The sequence below is a fragment of the Actinomycetospora callitridis genome, assembly GCF_028737265.1.
In the GTDB taxonomy this organism is placed as follows: domain Bacteria; phylum Actinomycetota; class Actinomycetes; order Mycobacteriales; family Pseudonocardiaceae; genus Actinomycetospora; species Actinomycetospora callitridis.
In genome coordinates this window covers 232,446-246,024 of sequence record NZ_JAQZAK010000002.1, presented here as the reverse complement: position 1 = coordinate 246,024, position 13,579 = coordinate 232,446, and the positions used below count along the sequence as shown (strand labels likewise).

The following is a 13,579-nucleotide window of genomic DNA, read 5'->3' as shown; positions in this document are numbered from 1 at the left end:
CGGATGTCGCAGCCAGTGGGCGGTGAGGGCGACGCACCGTCACAGGACCGGTGCGCTCCGACCCCTCACCCCGACCGGGTCTGGCCCGGACAGTCGGTCCGGTGCTGCCACACGCCCCCCGACGCGTCCAGGAACGCGTCGAGCCGCGAACGGCCGAGGTTCCACGCGAGCCAGTCGTCGCGCTCCTCCCCGGTCGGGCGCAGCACACACTCGGCCAGCGGCCGGGGCAGCGCGGCGTAGGCGGGGAGGGCGTCGGCGGAGAGGTCGCTGAGGTACTCCCAGTCGACGGTCTGCGTGACGGCGTAGCGCTCGAGGTTCTGCCGCGCGACCCAGGCGTCGGGGTTGACCGCCGCGAGCCCGAGCAGCAGCACGACGCCGCACAGGAGCCCGAACCGGGGCAGCCACCGCGCGCGCAGCGGACCGGCGCCGGCGATCACGGCGAGCACCAGGACGCCCAGCCAGCCCTCGAACACCGCGACCAGCAGGCGCAGGCGGGTCAGGCCGTAGGCCTGCTCGTAGAGGTGCAGCCGGTAGAGCGCCGAGGCGACGACGACCAGCGTGAACGCGCAGAGCAGCCCGAGCGAGACGCGGATCCAGGTGCGGTCGGACGGCGTCGCGCGCGGCGCCTTGCGCGTCGCCGCCCAGACCACGAGGAGCGTGAGCGCGGTGGCGACGGTGAGCTGCCCGAAGCCCTGGTGCACGTACTGCGCGTAGGTCAGGCCCGTCGTGCGCTCCAGGTAGTCGTGGCCGCCGAAGAACGCCGTGGCCTGGGCGACGAGGAACACGGCGAACACGGCGTCGACGACGAGCACCGGCGCCAGCCACTCGAACCGGTGCGCGACGGGACGGGCGCCCCGCTCGCCGCGCTCGGCCCGCGGCGGGTTGAGGGCGAGGTAGGCCCCGCACAGCACCACGCCGCCGACGCCCAGGGCGACGAACACGCGCGCGGTGAGATCCGCCGAGCCGAGGTCGGGGACCACCGCGCCGACCCACTCCGCGAACAGCGCGTCCGCCGAGGCGAAGAGCAGGGCGAACACGGTGATCCCCAGCAGCGACCAGACCGCGGTGCGCAGCAGCGCCGCCCCGTTGCCCAGCCCGGTGACGGCCCGCGCCGTCCGCCCGAGCCAGGGCAGCCCGCGCACCGCGGCGAGGGGCCAGGCGACGAGGGCCACGAGGAACGCCGGCACGCGCCGTCCGCGGGTCAGCCCGACCGCGCCGAGCACGGCGCCGGCCAGCAGGCAGAGCACCACGATCCACACGGCGTCCCGGACGACGACGACGCAGGCCAGCGCGACGCACAGGCCCGCGCAGACGGAGGTGAAGCGGTCGCGGCGGTGCCGGCTCGCGACGAGCAGGACGCCGGTGGTCGCGAGCAGGACGAGGAACGTGCCCAGCCCGAGGTTCCGGAAGGGCAGCACGACGCCGGCGAGCACGCCAACGCCCAGCGCGCCGAGCAGGACCGCGACGTTGCCGGGCACCCCGCGGTCGGGCCAGAAGTCGCCGAAGAGCCCGTCGGTGAGCGAGGGGACCTCGGTAGGCGCCGGGTTCTCGGGTCGTGCGGGGGTGACCGGGGGTGCGGGCACGGCGATCGCCTCCTGGACGGGGGTGGGTGGTGGGGGCCGGCGTCGGGCCGGCGTGGTCGGGAGGTCGGCGCGGACGCGGGCGCCGGACGTGCCCGGCTCGGGGTCGGCGAAGCCGATCGACCCGTCGTGCAGGTCGGTCACCCACCGGGCGATGGCGAGCCCGAGGCCGGTGCCGCCGCTGCTGGCCGAGCCCTCGACCGCGACGTCCCGCAGCGTCCCGAAGCGCTCGAAGGCGCGGTCGCGGTGCTCCGGCGCGACGCCGGGGCCCTCGTCGACGACCTCGAGGTGCCAGCGGTCGTCGTCCGCCGCCCGCGCCCGGACGGTCACGGTGCCGCCGGGCGGGCTGTGGCGCGCGGCGTTGTCGAGGAGGTTGGCGACGAGCTGGCGCAGGCGCGCGGGGTCGCCGTCGACGACGAGATCGGGCGGGTCGACGTCGAGCACGTGGGCGACGTCGTGGCCGCCCACCCGCGCCTCGGCGACGGCGGCGTCCAGCAGCGGGCGGACCTCGACCGGCTCGCGGTGCAGCGGCGCCCGGCCGGCGTCGACGCGCGAGAGGTCGAGCAGGTCGGTGACCAGGTCCGACATCCGCTCGCCCTGGTCCACCGCGGCGCGCAGCCGGGCGGGGTCGGGAGCGGCGACGCCGTCGGCGAGGTTCTCCAGCACGGCGCACAGCGCGGCCAGCGGCGTCCGGAGCTCGTGGCTGACGTTGGCGACCAGCTCGCGGCGCTGGCGGTCGACCCCGGCGAGCTCCTCGGCCATCGAGTTGAACGCCCGCGCCAGCTCGCCGACCTCGTCGCGCGACGTGGCCGTGACGCGCACGTCGTGGTCGCCGGTGGCCATCCGGCGCGCGGCCGCGGTCATCTCGCGCAGCGGCGAGGTCATGCCGACGGCGAGGAGCTGGGTGACGGCGAGCGCGACGGCGATGGTCACGGGGATGCCCAGCCAGATCGGGACGCCGGCGCCCGCGCCGATCGTCGCGATCACCGAGGCGAGCGTGACGCTGGCGCCGACCAGGACCCCGAGCTTGACCTTGACCGAGCGGACCGGGTCGAGCGCGCGGACGCTCACCGGCCGACCCCGGTGATCTCCAGCGCGTAGCCGACACCGTGGACCGTGCGCACCCGCTCGGGCCCGATCTTGGCGCGCAGCGCCTTCACGTGGCTGTCGACCGTGCGGGTGCCCGACGCGCCGGGCCAGCCCCACACCTCGCCCATGAGCTTCTCCCGGGTGAGCACCACGCCCGGGCTGGCGGCGAGGCAGCGCAGGAGGTCGAACTCGGTCGGCGTCAGGTGCACCTCGTCGCCGTCGGCCCAGACGCGGCGGGCCCCGGGATCGATGCGGACGTCGCCGAGCTCGCGGACGTCGGGATCCTGCGTCGACAGCTCCGGCGTCGACAGCTCGGCTGCGCGCTCGACCCGCCGCAGCAGCGCGGCCACCCGGGCGACGAGCTCGCGCATCCGGAACGGCTTGGTGAGGTAGTCGTCGGCGCCGACGGCCAGCCCCACGAGGACGTCGGCCTCGTCGTCGGCCGCCGTCAGCATGAGCACCGGCACGGGGCGGACGGCCTGGATCCGCCGGCACACCTCGTGCCCGTCGAGGCCGGGGAGCATGACGTCGAGGACGACGAGGTCGGGCTCGCGGGCGGTGAACTCGGCGACGGCACCGGGTCCGTCCCACGCGCGGACGACGTCGTAGCCGGCGGCGACGAGCCGGTCGGTGACCGCGCCGTTGATCACGGGCTCGTCCTCGACGACGAGGATGCGCCGGGTGGGGCCGCTCATGGTCAGCGAGCGTAGGAGCCGGGCCGGTCGGGATTCGGGGTCGTTTCGTGGAGATCGTGTGGAGGTCGTGCTCTTGACACCACCGGCGGGTGCAAAGAGCGTGCGCGGACGATCGAGGCTCGAGGAGGAGCGCCGTGGCTGAACGGAACGTCGACGTGGTGTCGGACGGGTGGTCCTACCTCGAGTGCCCGCGATGGCACGAGGGACGGCTGTGGGTCTCCGACTTCTACACCGAGAAGGTCGTGGCGATCGACGACGCCGGGCACCACGAGGTCATGGCCCAGGTGCCCGAGCAGCCCTCCGGCCTCGGCTTCCTGCCCGACGGGCGCGCGCTCATCGTGTCCATGCGCGACCACCGGATCCTGCGGCGCGAGGACGACGGCTCGCTGGTCGAGCACGCCGACCTCTCCGGCCTCGTCGCGGACCACCTCAACGACATGGTCGTCGACGCCCGGGGCGGCGCCTACGTCGGCAACTTCGGCTTCGACCTCATGGGAGGCGCGCCGATCAGCTCGACGACGCTGACCTACGTCGACCCCGACGGCGTCGCGAGCACCGTGGCCGACGACCTGCTCTTCCCCAACGGCATGGTGCTGCGCGACGGCGTGCTCGTGGTCGCCGAGACGTTCGGCGCGCGGCTGACCGCCTTCGACGTCGCCGACGACGGCGGGCTCGCGCGCCGGCGGTCCTGGGCGCGCTTCGCCGAGCCGCCGGCCACCACGGACGTCGGCGAGGCGGTCGGGGCGCTGCCCGTGGCCCCCGACGGCATCTGCGCCGACGCCGACGGCGCGATCTGGGTCGCCGACGCCCTCCACGGGCGGCTGCTGCGCGTGGCCGAGGGCGGGGAGATCCTCGAGGAGCTCCCGACGGGCACCGGCGTCTACGCCTGCATGCTCGGCGGCGAGGACGGGCGCACGCTCTACGCCTGCGCGGCGCCCTCGTTCGCCGAGCACGAGCGCCGCCCGGTGCGCGAGGCCCAGCTGCTGGCGGCCCGCGTCGACGTGCCGCACGCCGGGGTCCCCTGAGGCGCTGCGCGCACGTGAGCGATCCGGGTCGTCAGGACGACCCGGATCGCTCACGGGGCCGCAGGCCATGCACGGGGAGGGCGGCGAGCCGGCTGCCCGCGATGCCGCCCGGGTCGATGCGGCGCAGGTCGGCCGCGGGTACCGCCAGGCGGGCGTCGGGGAAGTCGGTGACGAGGACGTCGACGGCCGCGGCGAGCTCGGCGCGGGCGAGGTGGACGGCCGCGCACAGGTGCGGGCCCGCCCCGAACGCGAGGCCGGGACCGGGGCCCGCGTCGGGATCGTCGGCCGTCCCCGCGAGGTCGACGAGCACCGGGGTCCGCGGCGGGAGGACGACGCCCGCGAGCTCGACCTCCTGCGCGGTGAACCGCCAGAGCGTGAACGGCGCGGGCGGGTCGCGGCGCAGGACGTCGTCGACGAGGGCGGTGGTGTCCACGTCCCGCTCCTCGCTGCCGGCGAGCACCCGCGCCAGCACGAACCCCAGCGCCGGGCCGGTGGTCAGCTGGCCGACGAAGAGCAGCGTGGACAGCAGGTAATGCACCTGCTCGTCGGTGACGTCGGCGGGCAGGCGCTCGCGGAGCTCGCGGGCGAGACCCTCGTGCTGCATCGCCGTCGCGGCCAGTCGCGCGAACCCGCCCATCGCCGCGGCGACGTCGGCGTCATCGCCGAACATCCGCCGGCAGGCCTCCACCGCGTCGTCCAGCACGGCGTGGTCGCCGCCCGGATCGGCGTCGGGACCACCGAGCTGCAGTGCCTCTAGTCTACGACCCCCTCAACACACGCCTCGCCGCCGAGCTCGCGGGTGTCGACGACGCAGTGCTGGGGCGGATGGCGACCTTCCTCGCCGCCGCCGAGCAGCGCACCGAGGACATGATCAGGGAGCTGTAGTGGGCGGGGTGTCCCCGGGCAGTGTGGCGGGGAGGCCGGCGGCGGCGATGTGCTCGGCCCCGATGAACGCGGTGACCTCGGCGATCCGGCCGTCCTCGGCGAGCGTGAGCACGTCGAGCACCCCGCCGCGCCACAGCGACTCGTCGGCGTCCCACAGGTAGCAGCCCACGGCGAGCTGGCCGTTGGCGGACGCCGGGACGTGGCGCCAGGCGACGCCCAGCGGCCCCTGGTGCAGGAACGCCGACACCGCGTCGAGGCCGCGGTACCAGGCGGCGCTCGGGGGCATCGACCACGTGACGTCGGCGGTGAGCAGGCCGACGAGGGCGTCGGCGTCGCCGGCCTCCAGCGCCGACGTGTAGCGGGCGACCGTGGCCGCGAGCGCGGCGTCCGGGAGCGCGCGCAGGGTGCGCTGCTGGCTGGGGCCGGTGACCTTGGCGGCGAGCGTCGCCCGCGCCCGCTGCACCGCGCTGTTCACCGACGCCGTCGTCGTCACCATCATCGTGGCGACCTCGGCGGCCGAGAACCCGAGGACCTCCATGAGCAGCAGCGCGGCCCGCTGGTTGCCCGGGAGGTGCTGCAGCGCCGCGACGAACGCGAGCTCGACGGCCTCGCGCTCCTCGACGGTGGCGTCGGGGTGGTCGGGGTAGGGGCCGAGCCACGCCACCTCGGTGCGCGGCGGATCGTCGCCCGGGGCCTCGCTCGACGGACCGAGGTCCATCGGCAGGGCGCGGCGTCCGCGCCGGGCGACGGCGTCGAGCCCGGCGTTGGTGGCCACCGTGTAGAGCCACGAGCGCAGGGCGTTCGGCCGATCCGGGCGGCCCTCGAAGCGCCCGATCGCCCGCCAGGCCCGCAGGAGCGCGTCCTGCAGGACGTCGTCGGCGTCGTGGGTCGAGCCGAGCATCCGGTAGCAGTGCGCGTGCAGCTCCCGGCGCAGCGGCGCGACCAGCCGGGCGAACGCGTCGTCGTCGCCGTGGCGGGCGCGCTCGAGGTCGTCCCCCGCGCCCTCGGGCGTCGGGGAGTCGTCGGGCGTCGGGGAGTCGTCGGGCGCCGGGGAGTCGTCGGGCGCCGGGGAGTCGTCGGGCGTCAGCGGGGCGACGGGCGTCGCGGTGCCCGGGTCGGTCATGCGAGCAGTGTGCCCCGGGGGTCCGACACGCGGGGTCCGCATCCTGCGCGGCGATCACGCCCTCACCGTCGGCGACCGGCGCCCGGGCGATCGGCCGACACCCGATGCCCCGAGCGGCCGCACCGTTCGACGCCGTGTGCCACCGCCCGAGGACTCCTCGCTCGGGTGGGGGACAGAGGTGCCTACGCTGTCTGCGTGCGTTCGGAGCGGTGGTCGTCACGGACCGCGGACCTGACGCTGCCGGAGCGGGTGGCGTGGATCCTCGGCGACGACGAAGGACGCCCGATGTCCACCCTCACCGAGCCCGCGGGCCTGCTCGTCGCGGCCGCGATGGTCGAGCTGCTGCTCGACGCCTCCCTGCTCGACGCGGGCACGGCCTACCGGCGCGGACCGGTGGAGGTCACCGATCCGCTGCTCGGCTGGGTCGCCGAGAGCCTCCTCGCCCACGGGGGCGCCAAGACCGACCTGCAGCACGCGGTCACCGGCAACCGCGGCGCCCAGATGATCCGCCGCACCATGGACCGTCTCGTCGAGCGCGGGCTGGCCGCCCGCGAGCCGCGCCGGGTGTTCGGCTACCTCGCGATGCCGGTGTTCGGCTCCGCGCTGCGGGTCCACGAGGTCGAGGCGCTGCACCACGACCGCGCCGCCGTCCGCGCCGCGCTGGAGGGCGAGGAGCCCGACGAGGCGGTCGCGATGCTCATCGTGCTGCTCCACCACGGACGCCGCGTCCGGGAGCTCAGCCCCGCCGACCTGACCCTCGCCGCCCGTCGCGCCCGGGCGATCTCCGACGGCCGGCACGTCACGCTCGGCGTCGCCCAGGACATCCGCCGGCTGATCTCGCCCACCGTCGGTGCGGTGCTGGCGGCGCTCACGGCGACCACGGTCATCGGCTCCGAGCGCTGAGTCACCGCCCGCGCGGGTGACCCGATCTCGATTCCCTCGTCCGGACCCCCTGTCCTGGGCCCGGATTCGGTCTACGGTGGAGCATCCGACCGGGCGCGAGGGCCCGGGGCCGGGGAAGGGAGCTTCCCATGACGTCCACACGCCCTCCGGAGGGCATGCCTGTCCTCGATGCCGGTGCTCACCGCGACGCGGAGGCCGGCAGTTGTCTGATGGAGTACGTCTCCGTCCTCGCCGGTGAACGCTTCACCGACCGGCCACGTTGTACGCACCCGGCGCTCGCCGCCGTCGCGTGGCAGGTCAACGACGCCGTCTCCTCCGACGCCCGTCAGCAGCTCGCGACCCGGGCCGTGACGCTCATCGGTCTCGGGCGCGACTCCGGCGTCGAGGTCCGCCCGATCGTGCTCGCGACGATCGCGCGCGCCGGCCTCGCGATCGACCCCGCCAACCGGTTCTTCCCCCGTCTGCAGCGTCGCCTCGAGCGGCGCGCGGCGGCCGGGCCGGGACGCCCGGGCCGGGGCGAGAGCGGGCACGGCGGACGTCTGGCGACGTTGCTGCACGTGGGGCCGGTCAACCACGCCTGCGCCCACCTGCTCGTCGCGGCCCGCGTGGCCGATCTCGACGCCGCCGCCCGTGACCGCCTGCTCGTGGCGCTGCTCGACGACACCATCGCCGCGGTGGCCCAGGCCGAGCGCGCGGCCGTGACCGGCGGGGCGCCCGAGAAGGTCGCCGCGGGCTGAGGTCGAGTCGCCTCGACCGGGGGTCAGCCGAGGCCGACGCGGACGCACTTCCCGAGCACGCGCTCGAGGCACACCTGGACGCGGACGCCGCCCGGGTCCCTCCCCTGCCCGCCGGACGAGCCGTTCGACGGGCCCCCGGACGACCCGCCGGGCGAGCCGTTCGACGAGCCGGACCCGCCGGCCGGGGCTCCGCGCTCGTCCGACGACCCGAAGCCGCCCGAGGAGCCGGATCGGGCGGACGCACCGGACTCCGGGCTGCTGTCGGCCGCCGCCGAGCGGCCCGTCCGGGGTGGCGTCGCCGCCTCCCCGGCGCCGCCGCCCGTCGCGCCGACGGGACCGACCGCACCGGGCCCGCCCGCCCCGATCGGACCCGCGGGCCCGGCGGGCCCTGCGGGCCCTGCGGGCGCCACGGGCAGCGGAGACCCGGGAGCGGCACCGGGCGGCGGCACGGGCGTGACGGCGCCCGACAGCTCCGGCGCGCGCGCGGCGCCCGGCGCCACGCGGTCCGGCAGGGTGGCGGAGGTGAGGTAGCCGGCCTGCGCCGACCCCATCATCACGACCGCACCGAGCAGGGCCGCGAACAGCACCTTCTTCACCACGTCGGCCTCCGTCACCCGCGCCCGACCCGTGCCGGACACGGCGGACATCGCGGGCGGTGCCCGCCTCGTGACAGCCGATGACAGGTTCTCCCCCGATCGCGCCAGCACGTCACCCGCACAGCCCCCGACCGTGGACCGAGCGACGTCGTCGGCGTCCGGACGGGCGACGTGGACCTGGTGTCGTCCCACCGCTGATACTTCGGAAATCGAAGCGTCCCGAGAAGCTGATGAGCGGTCGGCCGGCCGTCAGCCCGACCGACGCCCGAGCACCGCGGCGAGCGGGACCGGGAGCACGAGGACGCAGGCGACCGCGGCGACGACGAACGCGGTGGGCGCGCCCGCGGCACCGAGCACCGCGGCCAGCGCCGCGGCCCCGAGGCCGGTGCCCGCGTCGTAGCCGGTGTTCCACCACGTGCTGGCGGCACCCGAGCGGGACGGGCCGGCGCGGGCGAAGAGCGCGAGCAGGGTGTCGCTCTGGACCGCGCCGAACCCGAGGCCCACGAGTGCGGCGCCGAGGAGCACCACGAGACCGGAACCCTCCCCGCCCAGGGCGATCACGCCGGCCCCGGCGGCGACGGTCACGAGGCCCGCGCCGGTGACCAGCCCGACGGCGACCGCCGGCGCTCGGGTGCGCCGGTCGGCGAGCTCGCCGGCGAGCCCGCGGCCCGCGAGCTGGCCCGTCGTGAGGACGGCGAGGGCGATCGCGGCGGTGGTCGTGCCCCCGGCGAGGCCGGCCGCCGACCCCGTCCCGGGGGTCCACAGGGGTAGCAGGGTGATCACGCCACCGGCCGCAGCGGCGGACACCACCATCGCCGTCCAGGGGCCCAGCGCGGCCGTGACCGGGAACGTCCGCCCGCCCGCGACGTCGCCGGGGGAGGCGACGACGCGGGTCGGCAGGCGTCCGCAGGCGAGGGAGGCCAGGAGCGGCAGGGCCGCCCCTGCGAGCAGCACCGCCGCCCCGCCGAGCACCTCGTAGGCCCACACACCGCCGCTGAGCAGGACGAGCTGGGGCAGGCCGAGGGCGACCCCGTAGAGGCCCATCGCCCGTCCCCGCCGGGCGGGCGGGGCGAGGTCGGCCACGAGGGCGGCACCGGTGACGGTGACGAGCCCGAACCCGAGCCCACGCACCACGGCCACCGCGAACAGCACGGTCAGCGACGCGGTGGCGGCGAGCAGGACCGCAGGCGCGCCCATCGCGAGCACCCCCGCGATCATCGCCGCGCGCGGGCCCACACGACGCAGGACGGCCGGGACGGTGAGCTGGGCGGCGACGGTGGCCGCCATGAACACGCCGGTGGTGGCGCCGGCGGCACCGGGCGTCGCGCCACCCGCGGCCGCGTGCACCGGCACCACGGGGAGCAGCAGCGCGTAGCCGCCGAAGGCGAGGACGGTCGCGGCGAGGAGCGCGACGAAGGGGGCGGACCGGAGGCCCGCCGGGGTGTCGGCGCTCAGGCGGGGATCACTCCGCGCCGCGGGAGGAGAGCTCTGCGGAGATCTTCGCGGCGAGGTCGGTGTCCTTGGCCGTCAGGCCGCCCTCGGAGTGCGTCGACAGCTTGAACTTCAGGCTGTTGTAGCGGATGTCCATGTCCGGGTGGTGGTTCGCCGACTCGGCCAGCTCGGCGACGGCGTCGATGGCCGCGATGGCATCGGGGAAGCTCGGCAGCTTGGCGAAGCGCGCGATGGTGGCGTCGTCCTCGCGCTGCCAGCCCGGCAGTTCCTCCAGGGCCCGGGCGATCGCGTCCTCACTCAGGAGTTCAGCCATGCGCGCATCCTCCCAGAGACGGGGCGGGGAGACTGACCGTCGTGCGCATCGTCGTCGGAGCCGCCCTCGTCCGCGACGGCCGGGTGCTGGCGGCCCGTCGCACCCGGCCCGCCTCCGCGGCCGGACGGTGGGAGCTGCCCGGGGGAGCCGTGGAGTCCGGCGAGGACGAGGCGGCCGCGCTCGCCCGCGAGCTGCGCGAGGAGCTCGCCCTCGCCGACGTCGCGGTGGGGGACCGCGTCGGTCCCGAGGTGACGCTCTCCGAGGGCCGGGTGCTGCGCATCCGGGCGTGCCGCGCCGACGGGGAGCCGACGGCGCTCGAGCACGACGCCCTGCGCTGGGTGGGGCCGGACGACCTCGACGACCTCGACTGGCTGGACGCCGACCGGGCCGTGCTGCCCGCGCTCGCGGCGTTCCTCGACGGGGGCGCGCGCTAGGCCGCGCGCGCCTTCTTCAGCGCCTTCTTGAGGTCCTTGCCCGTCACGCCGGACTCCTGGAGCCGCGCCGCGCGCATCAGCAGTACCGGGCAGCCCTTGCAGCGGGGCGACGACCGGCAGCACTGCTTCTTGATCTTCTTCGCCCCGGTGAGCGGGGCGGCGTGGGCGTAGGCGGCGAGGTGGAGCGGGACCTTCGGGCCCTTCTCCTTCGCTGCGGGGGCCTCGTCCGCCGTGGCGGCGTCGCGGCCCGCCAGGGCGGACCCGCAGGTGGGGCACTCCGCCCGGTGTCGGCCCTTCTTCGCGCCCTTGCCCATGAGGGAAGGCTAACCTCTGGTCCCGGCCCCGGGCCAGACCCGTCGACCTGGGCCGACGGCCACCGTGTCACGATGGCGATCCCGGTACGACTGGTCCCGCGAGGTCAGGCTGACCGGCGAACGACCAGGCGATCTCCCCGAGGACGAAGGGCCGGACGAAGGCGTGAGCGGTCCCCGACGTGCCGTCGGAGTCCTCCCCGCTCTCGTGCTCGCTCTCGCCCTGCTGGTGGCCGCCTGTTCGGGTGCGCCGCCGCCGGTCGTCGGCCAGGTACCCGTCCCGGCCCCCGCGCCGACCCCGCAGCTCGAGCCCGACCCGACGGAGCTGCGCATCGGTGTCGACGACCTCGGCATCGGTTTCAACCCGCACCGCGTCGCCGACGACACGCCCATCGCCCGCGCGCTGGCCCCGTTGGTGCTGCCCTCGGCGTTCCGTCCCGGCCCCGACGGCGAGCCGCGTCTCGACACCACGGTGGTGACGTCGGCGCGCGTCACCGACACCGAGCCCTACACCGTGTCCTACGAGATCGCCGCGGCGGCGACCTGGTCGGACAACGCCCCGGTGGCCGCCGAGGACTTCGTCTACCTGTGGCAGCAGATGCGCAGCCAGCCCGGCGTGGTCGGCGCGGCCGGCTACCGGGCGATCAGCGACGTCCGGTCGCGCGCGGGCGGCAAGGCCGTCGACGTCGTGTTCGACCGCCCCTTCCCGGCCTGGCAGACCCTGTTCGACCACCTGCTGCCGGCGCACCTGCTCAAGGACGCGCCCGGCTCGTGGGGCGGCGGGCTGACCGACAGCATCCCGGTGTCCGCCGGGCCGTTCACGGTGCGCGTCGTCGACCGCGTCCGCGGCCAGGTCACGCTCGCCCGCAACGACCGCTACTGGGGCACGCCCTCGGTGCCCGACGAGATCGTCTTCCAGGCCGCCGAGGCGACGTCGCTCATCGACCGGGTGCGCTCCGGCGACGTCCAGGCCACGCAGTTCCGCGCCACCGGCGACGACCTCGCCGCGCTCGCCACGGCCGGCCCCGGGCTGACGGTGCGCGCCCTGCCCGAGCCCGCCGTCGTCCAGCTCGCCCTGCGCAGCGACGACGGCCCCCTCGCCGACCTCCGGGTCCGGCAGGCGGTGGCGTCGGCGATCGACCGGTCGGCGCTGCGCGAGGTCGGCGCCGACGGCGGGCCGTCGGAGGACCTGCCCGCCGACGCCTTCGCCCGCGCGCCCTCGCAGGCCGGCTACCGGTCGACGCTGCCCGCCGACTCGCCCGCCGCGCAGCGGGACCTCGGCGCGTCGGCGCGCCTGCTGACCGAGGCCGGCTACACCCGCGGCGAGGACGGCCGGTGGAGCCGGGCCGGGCAGCCGCTGGTCCTGCGCCTCGCCGCGCCGCCCCAGGTGGCGCCGTTCGGCCGTCTGGTCTCGACCCTCGGGACCCAGCTGCGCGCCGCGGGCATCGCGTCGGTGGTCGTGGCCGACGGCGGCTCGACGCCCTTCCAGCCCGGCCGGGGTCCGGCGTCGACGACGACGGCCGTGGTGCCGACCCCCGCGCCGACCCCGACGACCGCGGGCCCGCCCCGGCAGACGCCCGCCCAGACGCCCGTCCAGGGCCCGACGGCCGGCGCCACCAGCTCCACCACCACGACCGTCCCGCCGACCCCCGACTCGCCGTCGGACCTCGCGGTCGCCGACATCGCCGTCGTCGCGCTCCCGGTGGGCACGGACCCCATCACCGACCTGGCGTCGGTGATCGGCTGCCCGGGCGGACGGGCGCCGGTGACCTCAGGCCGCACCGTCACCGACCCGGCCGTCGACCTCGCCGCCAACGAGGACGCGCCGAGGCTCCCGGGCGCGACCGCCGCCGCCCCGAGCACGCCCGCCGCGCCGACGAGCACGTCCGCGCCCACGAGCGTCGCCCCGCCGGCGTCGGCGACGGGCGCGGCGCCGACGTCCACGGACGCCCCGGCCGCACCGACGGAGAGTGCGGAGGCCGATCCGGACGCGATCGAGGAGCTCTCCGAGCCGCAGGCCTCGGAGGCGCTCACGCCCACCGGCTACTGCGACCCGGCGCTGCAGTCGCTGCTCGACGCCGCGTCGGCCGGCGCCGTCTCCGAGGACACCGCGCTCGCGCTCGCCGAGCCGACGCTGTGGACGGCCCTGCCGGCGATCCCGCTCTTCCAGGCCGCCTCTGTGCTCGTGGGCCCGACCGAGCGCACCGACGTCGTGATCGGTCCGCTGCCGGAGAGCCCCTTCGCCGGGGCCGACCGCTGGACGCCGCCGCCGCCGACCCAGCGCGGGGACGACGGCATCAACTGACCGGCCACCTCACGACCACGTGACGTGCCTGTCTTGCCGCTCTCAACGGAATTCCCTAGGTTCCCCGCAGTCGTGTCACGCGCGGTGATTGCTCGGTCGCGCCGCGCAAGGAACGGCAGGGAACCGGAGTC

14 protein-coding genes are annotated in these 13,579 nt (G+C 76.5%); 6 read left to right on the top strand and 8 right to left on the bottom strand.

All coding sequences use genetic code 11. From position 1 onward, the window contains the following. Nucleotides 1–65: 65 nt before the first annotated feature. Both PH191_RS07130 and PH191_RS07125 read right to left on the bottom strand, forming a co-directional pair. Nucleotides 66–2,651 (bottom strand): DUF4153 domain-containing protein, encoded by a 2,586-nt coding sequence (locus PH191_RS07130; RefSeq protein ID WP_274193922.1) that lies wholly within the window; start codon nucleotides 2,649–2,651, stop codon nucleotides 66–68. Next, nucleotides 2,648–3,364 carry a response regulator transcription factor gene (locus PH191_RS07125; protein WP_274193921.1) on the bottom strand — a complete coding sequence of 239 codons (717 nt, stop codon included), beginning with the start codon at nucleotides 3,362–3,364 and terminating at the stop codon, nucleotides 2,648–2,650. Before PH191_RS07125 ends, PH191_RS07130 begins: the two co-directional genes overlap by 4 nt. A 134-nt stretch (nucleotides 3,365–3,498) precedes the next feature. Here PH191_RS07125 and PH191_RS07120 point away from each other — a divergent pair, with 134 nt between their 5' ends. Beyond that, nucleotides 3,499–4,389: an SMP-30/gluconolactonase/LRE family protein gene (locus tag PH191_RS07120; protein WP_274193920.1), complete on the top strand. Its 891-nt coding sequence runs from the start codon at nucleotides 3,499–3,501 to the stop codon at nucleotides 4,387–4,389. Nucleotides 4,390–4,420: 31 nt separating this feature from the next. Here PH191_RS07120 and PH191_RS07115 read toward each other — a convergent pair whose 3' ends face one another. Further along, the gene (locus PH191_RS07115; protein WP_274193919.1) at nucleotides 4,421–5,092 is read right to left on the bottom strand and encodes a cytochrome P450 family protein; all 672 of its coding nucleotides are present in this window, start codon (nucleotides 5,090–5,092) and stop codon (nucleotides 4,421–4,423) included. A gap of 44 nt (nucleotides 5,093–5,136) precedes the next feature. Between PH191_RS07115 and PH191_RS07110 the strand changes: the two genes are divergently transcribed. After that, on the top strand, nucleotides 5,137–5,274 hold the full coding sequence (locus PH191_RS07110; protein WP_274193918.1) for a hypothetical protein: 138 nt from the start codon (nucleotides 5,137–5,139) through the stop codon (nucleotides 5,272–5,274). Here the strand turns inward: PH191_RS07110 and PH191_RS07105 are convergent. Continuing rightward, entirely contained in the window at nucleotides 5,261–6,397 is a 1,137-nt protein-coding gene (locus PH191_RS07105; RefSeq protein WP_274193917.1) for a sigma-70 family RNA polymerase sigma factor, read from the bottom strand. The genes PH191_RS07110 and PH191_RS07105 overlap by 14 nt on opposite strands. 195 nt (nucleotides 6,398–6,592) lie before the next feature. Here PH191_RS07105 and PH191_RS07100 point away from each other — a divergent pair, with 195 nt between their 5' ends. Further along, on the top strand, nucleotides 6,593–7,300 hold the full coding sequence (locus PH191_RS07100; protein WP_274193916.1) for a GPP34 family phosphoprotein: 708 nt from the start codon (nucleotides 6,593–6,595) through the stop codon (nucleotides 7,298–7,300). A gap of 128 nt (nucleotides 7,301–7,428) precedes the next feature. Continuing rightward, nucleotides 7,429–8,037 (top strand): hypothetical protein, encoded by a 609-nt coding sequence (locus PH191_RS07095; RefSeq protein ID WP_274193915.1) that lies wholly within the window; start codon nucleotides 7,429–7,431, stop codon nucleotides 8,035–8,037. 23 nt (nucleotides 8,038–8,060) lie between these two features. Here PH191_RS07095 and PH191_RS07090 read toward each other — a convergent pair whose 3' ends face one another. The 3 genes from PH191_RS07090 to PH191_RS07080 all read right to left on the bottom strand — a co-directional run bounded on the left by PH191_RS07090 (nucleotide 8,061) and on the right by PH191_RS07080 (nucleotide 10,398). Beyond that, nucleotides 8,061–8,675, bottom strand: a complete 615-nt coding sequence (locus tag PH191_RS07090; protein ID WP_274193914.1) for a hypothetical protein — start codon at nucleotides 8,673–8,675, stop codon at nucleotides 8,061–8,063. A gap of 207 nt (nucleotides 8,676–8,882) precedes the next feature. Then, the gene (locus PH191_RS07085) at nucleotides 8,883–10,088 is read right to left on the bottom strand and encodes an MFS transporter (RefSeq protein WP_274194684.1); all 1,206 of its coding nucleotides are present in this window, start codon (nucleotides 10,086–10,088) and stop codon (nucleotides 8,883–8,885) included. Between the two features lie 7 nt (nucleotides 10,089–10,095). Beyond that, nucleotides 10,096–10,398 (bottom strand): 4a-hydroxytetrahydrobiopterin dehydratase, encoded by a 303-nt coding sequence (locus PH191_RS07080; RefSeq protein WP_274193913.1) that lies wholly within the window; start codon nucleotides 10,396–10,398, stop codon nucleotides 10,096–10,098. 47 nt (nucleotides 10,399–10,445) lie between these two features. On the opposite strand from PH191_RS07080, the gene PH191_RS07075 reads away from it, so the two are divergent. Beyond that, nucleotides 10,446–10,832, top strand: coding sequence for an NUDIX domain-containing protein (locus PH191_RS07075; RefSeq protein ID WP_274194683.1), 387 nt, complete (start codon nucleotides 10,446–10,448; stop codon nucleotides 10,830–10,832). On the opposite strand, the gene PH191_RS07070 is transcribed toward PH191_RS07075, so the two are convergent. Further along, on the bottom strand, nucleotides 10,829–11,146 hold the full coding sequence (locus PH191_RS07070) for a hypothetical protein (RefSeq protein WP_274193912.1): 318 nt from the start codon (nucleotides 11,144–11,146) through the stop codon (nucleotides 10,829–10,831). The two genes, PH191_RS07075 and PH191_RS07070, sit on opposite strands and share 4 nt — an antisense overlap. 163 nt (nucleotides 11,147–11,309) lie before the next feature. On the opposite strand from PH191_RS07070, the gene PH191_RS07065 reads away from it, so the two are divergent. Then, nucleotides 11,310–13,448: an ABC transporter substrate-binding protein gene (locus tag PH191_RS07065; protein WP_274193911.1), complete on the top strand. Its 2,139-nt coding sequence runs from the start codon at nucleotides 11,310–11,312 to the stop codon at nucleotides 13,446–13,448. Nucleotides 13,449–13,579 lie beyond the last annotated feature (131 nt).

Coding starts and splice junctions, on each gene's coding strand:
- PH191_RS07125 (WP_274193921.1), bottom strand. CDS start 3,364: ATGAGCGGCCCCACCCGGCGCATCCTCGTCGTCGAGGACGAGCCCGTG.
- PH191_RS07105 (WP_274193917.1), bottom strand. CDS start 6,397: ATGACCGACCCGGGCACCGCGACGCCCGTCGCCCCGCTGACGCCCGAC.
- PH191_RS07095 (WP_274193915.1), top strand. CDS start 7,429: ATGACGTCCACACGCCCTCCGGAGGGCATGCCTGTCCTCGATGCCGGT.
- PH191_RS07080 (WP_274193913.1), bottom strand. CDS start 10,398: ATGGCTGAACTCCTGAGTGAGGACGCGATCGCCCGGGCCCTGGAGGAA.
- PH191_RS07070 (WP_274193912.1), bottom strand. CDS start 11,146: ATGGGCAAGGGCGCGAAGAAGGGCCGACACCGGGCGGAGTGCCCCACC.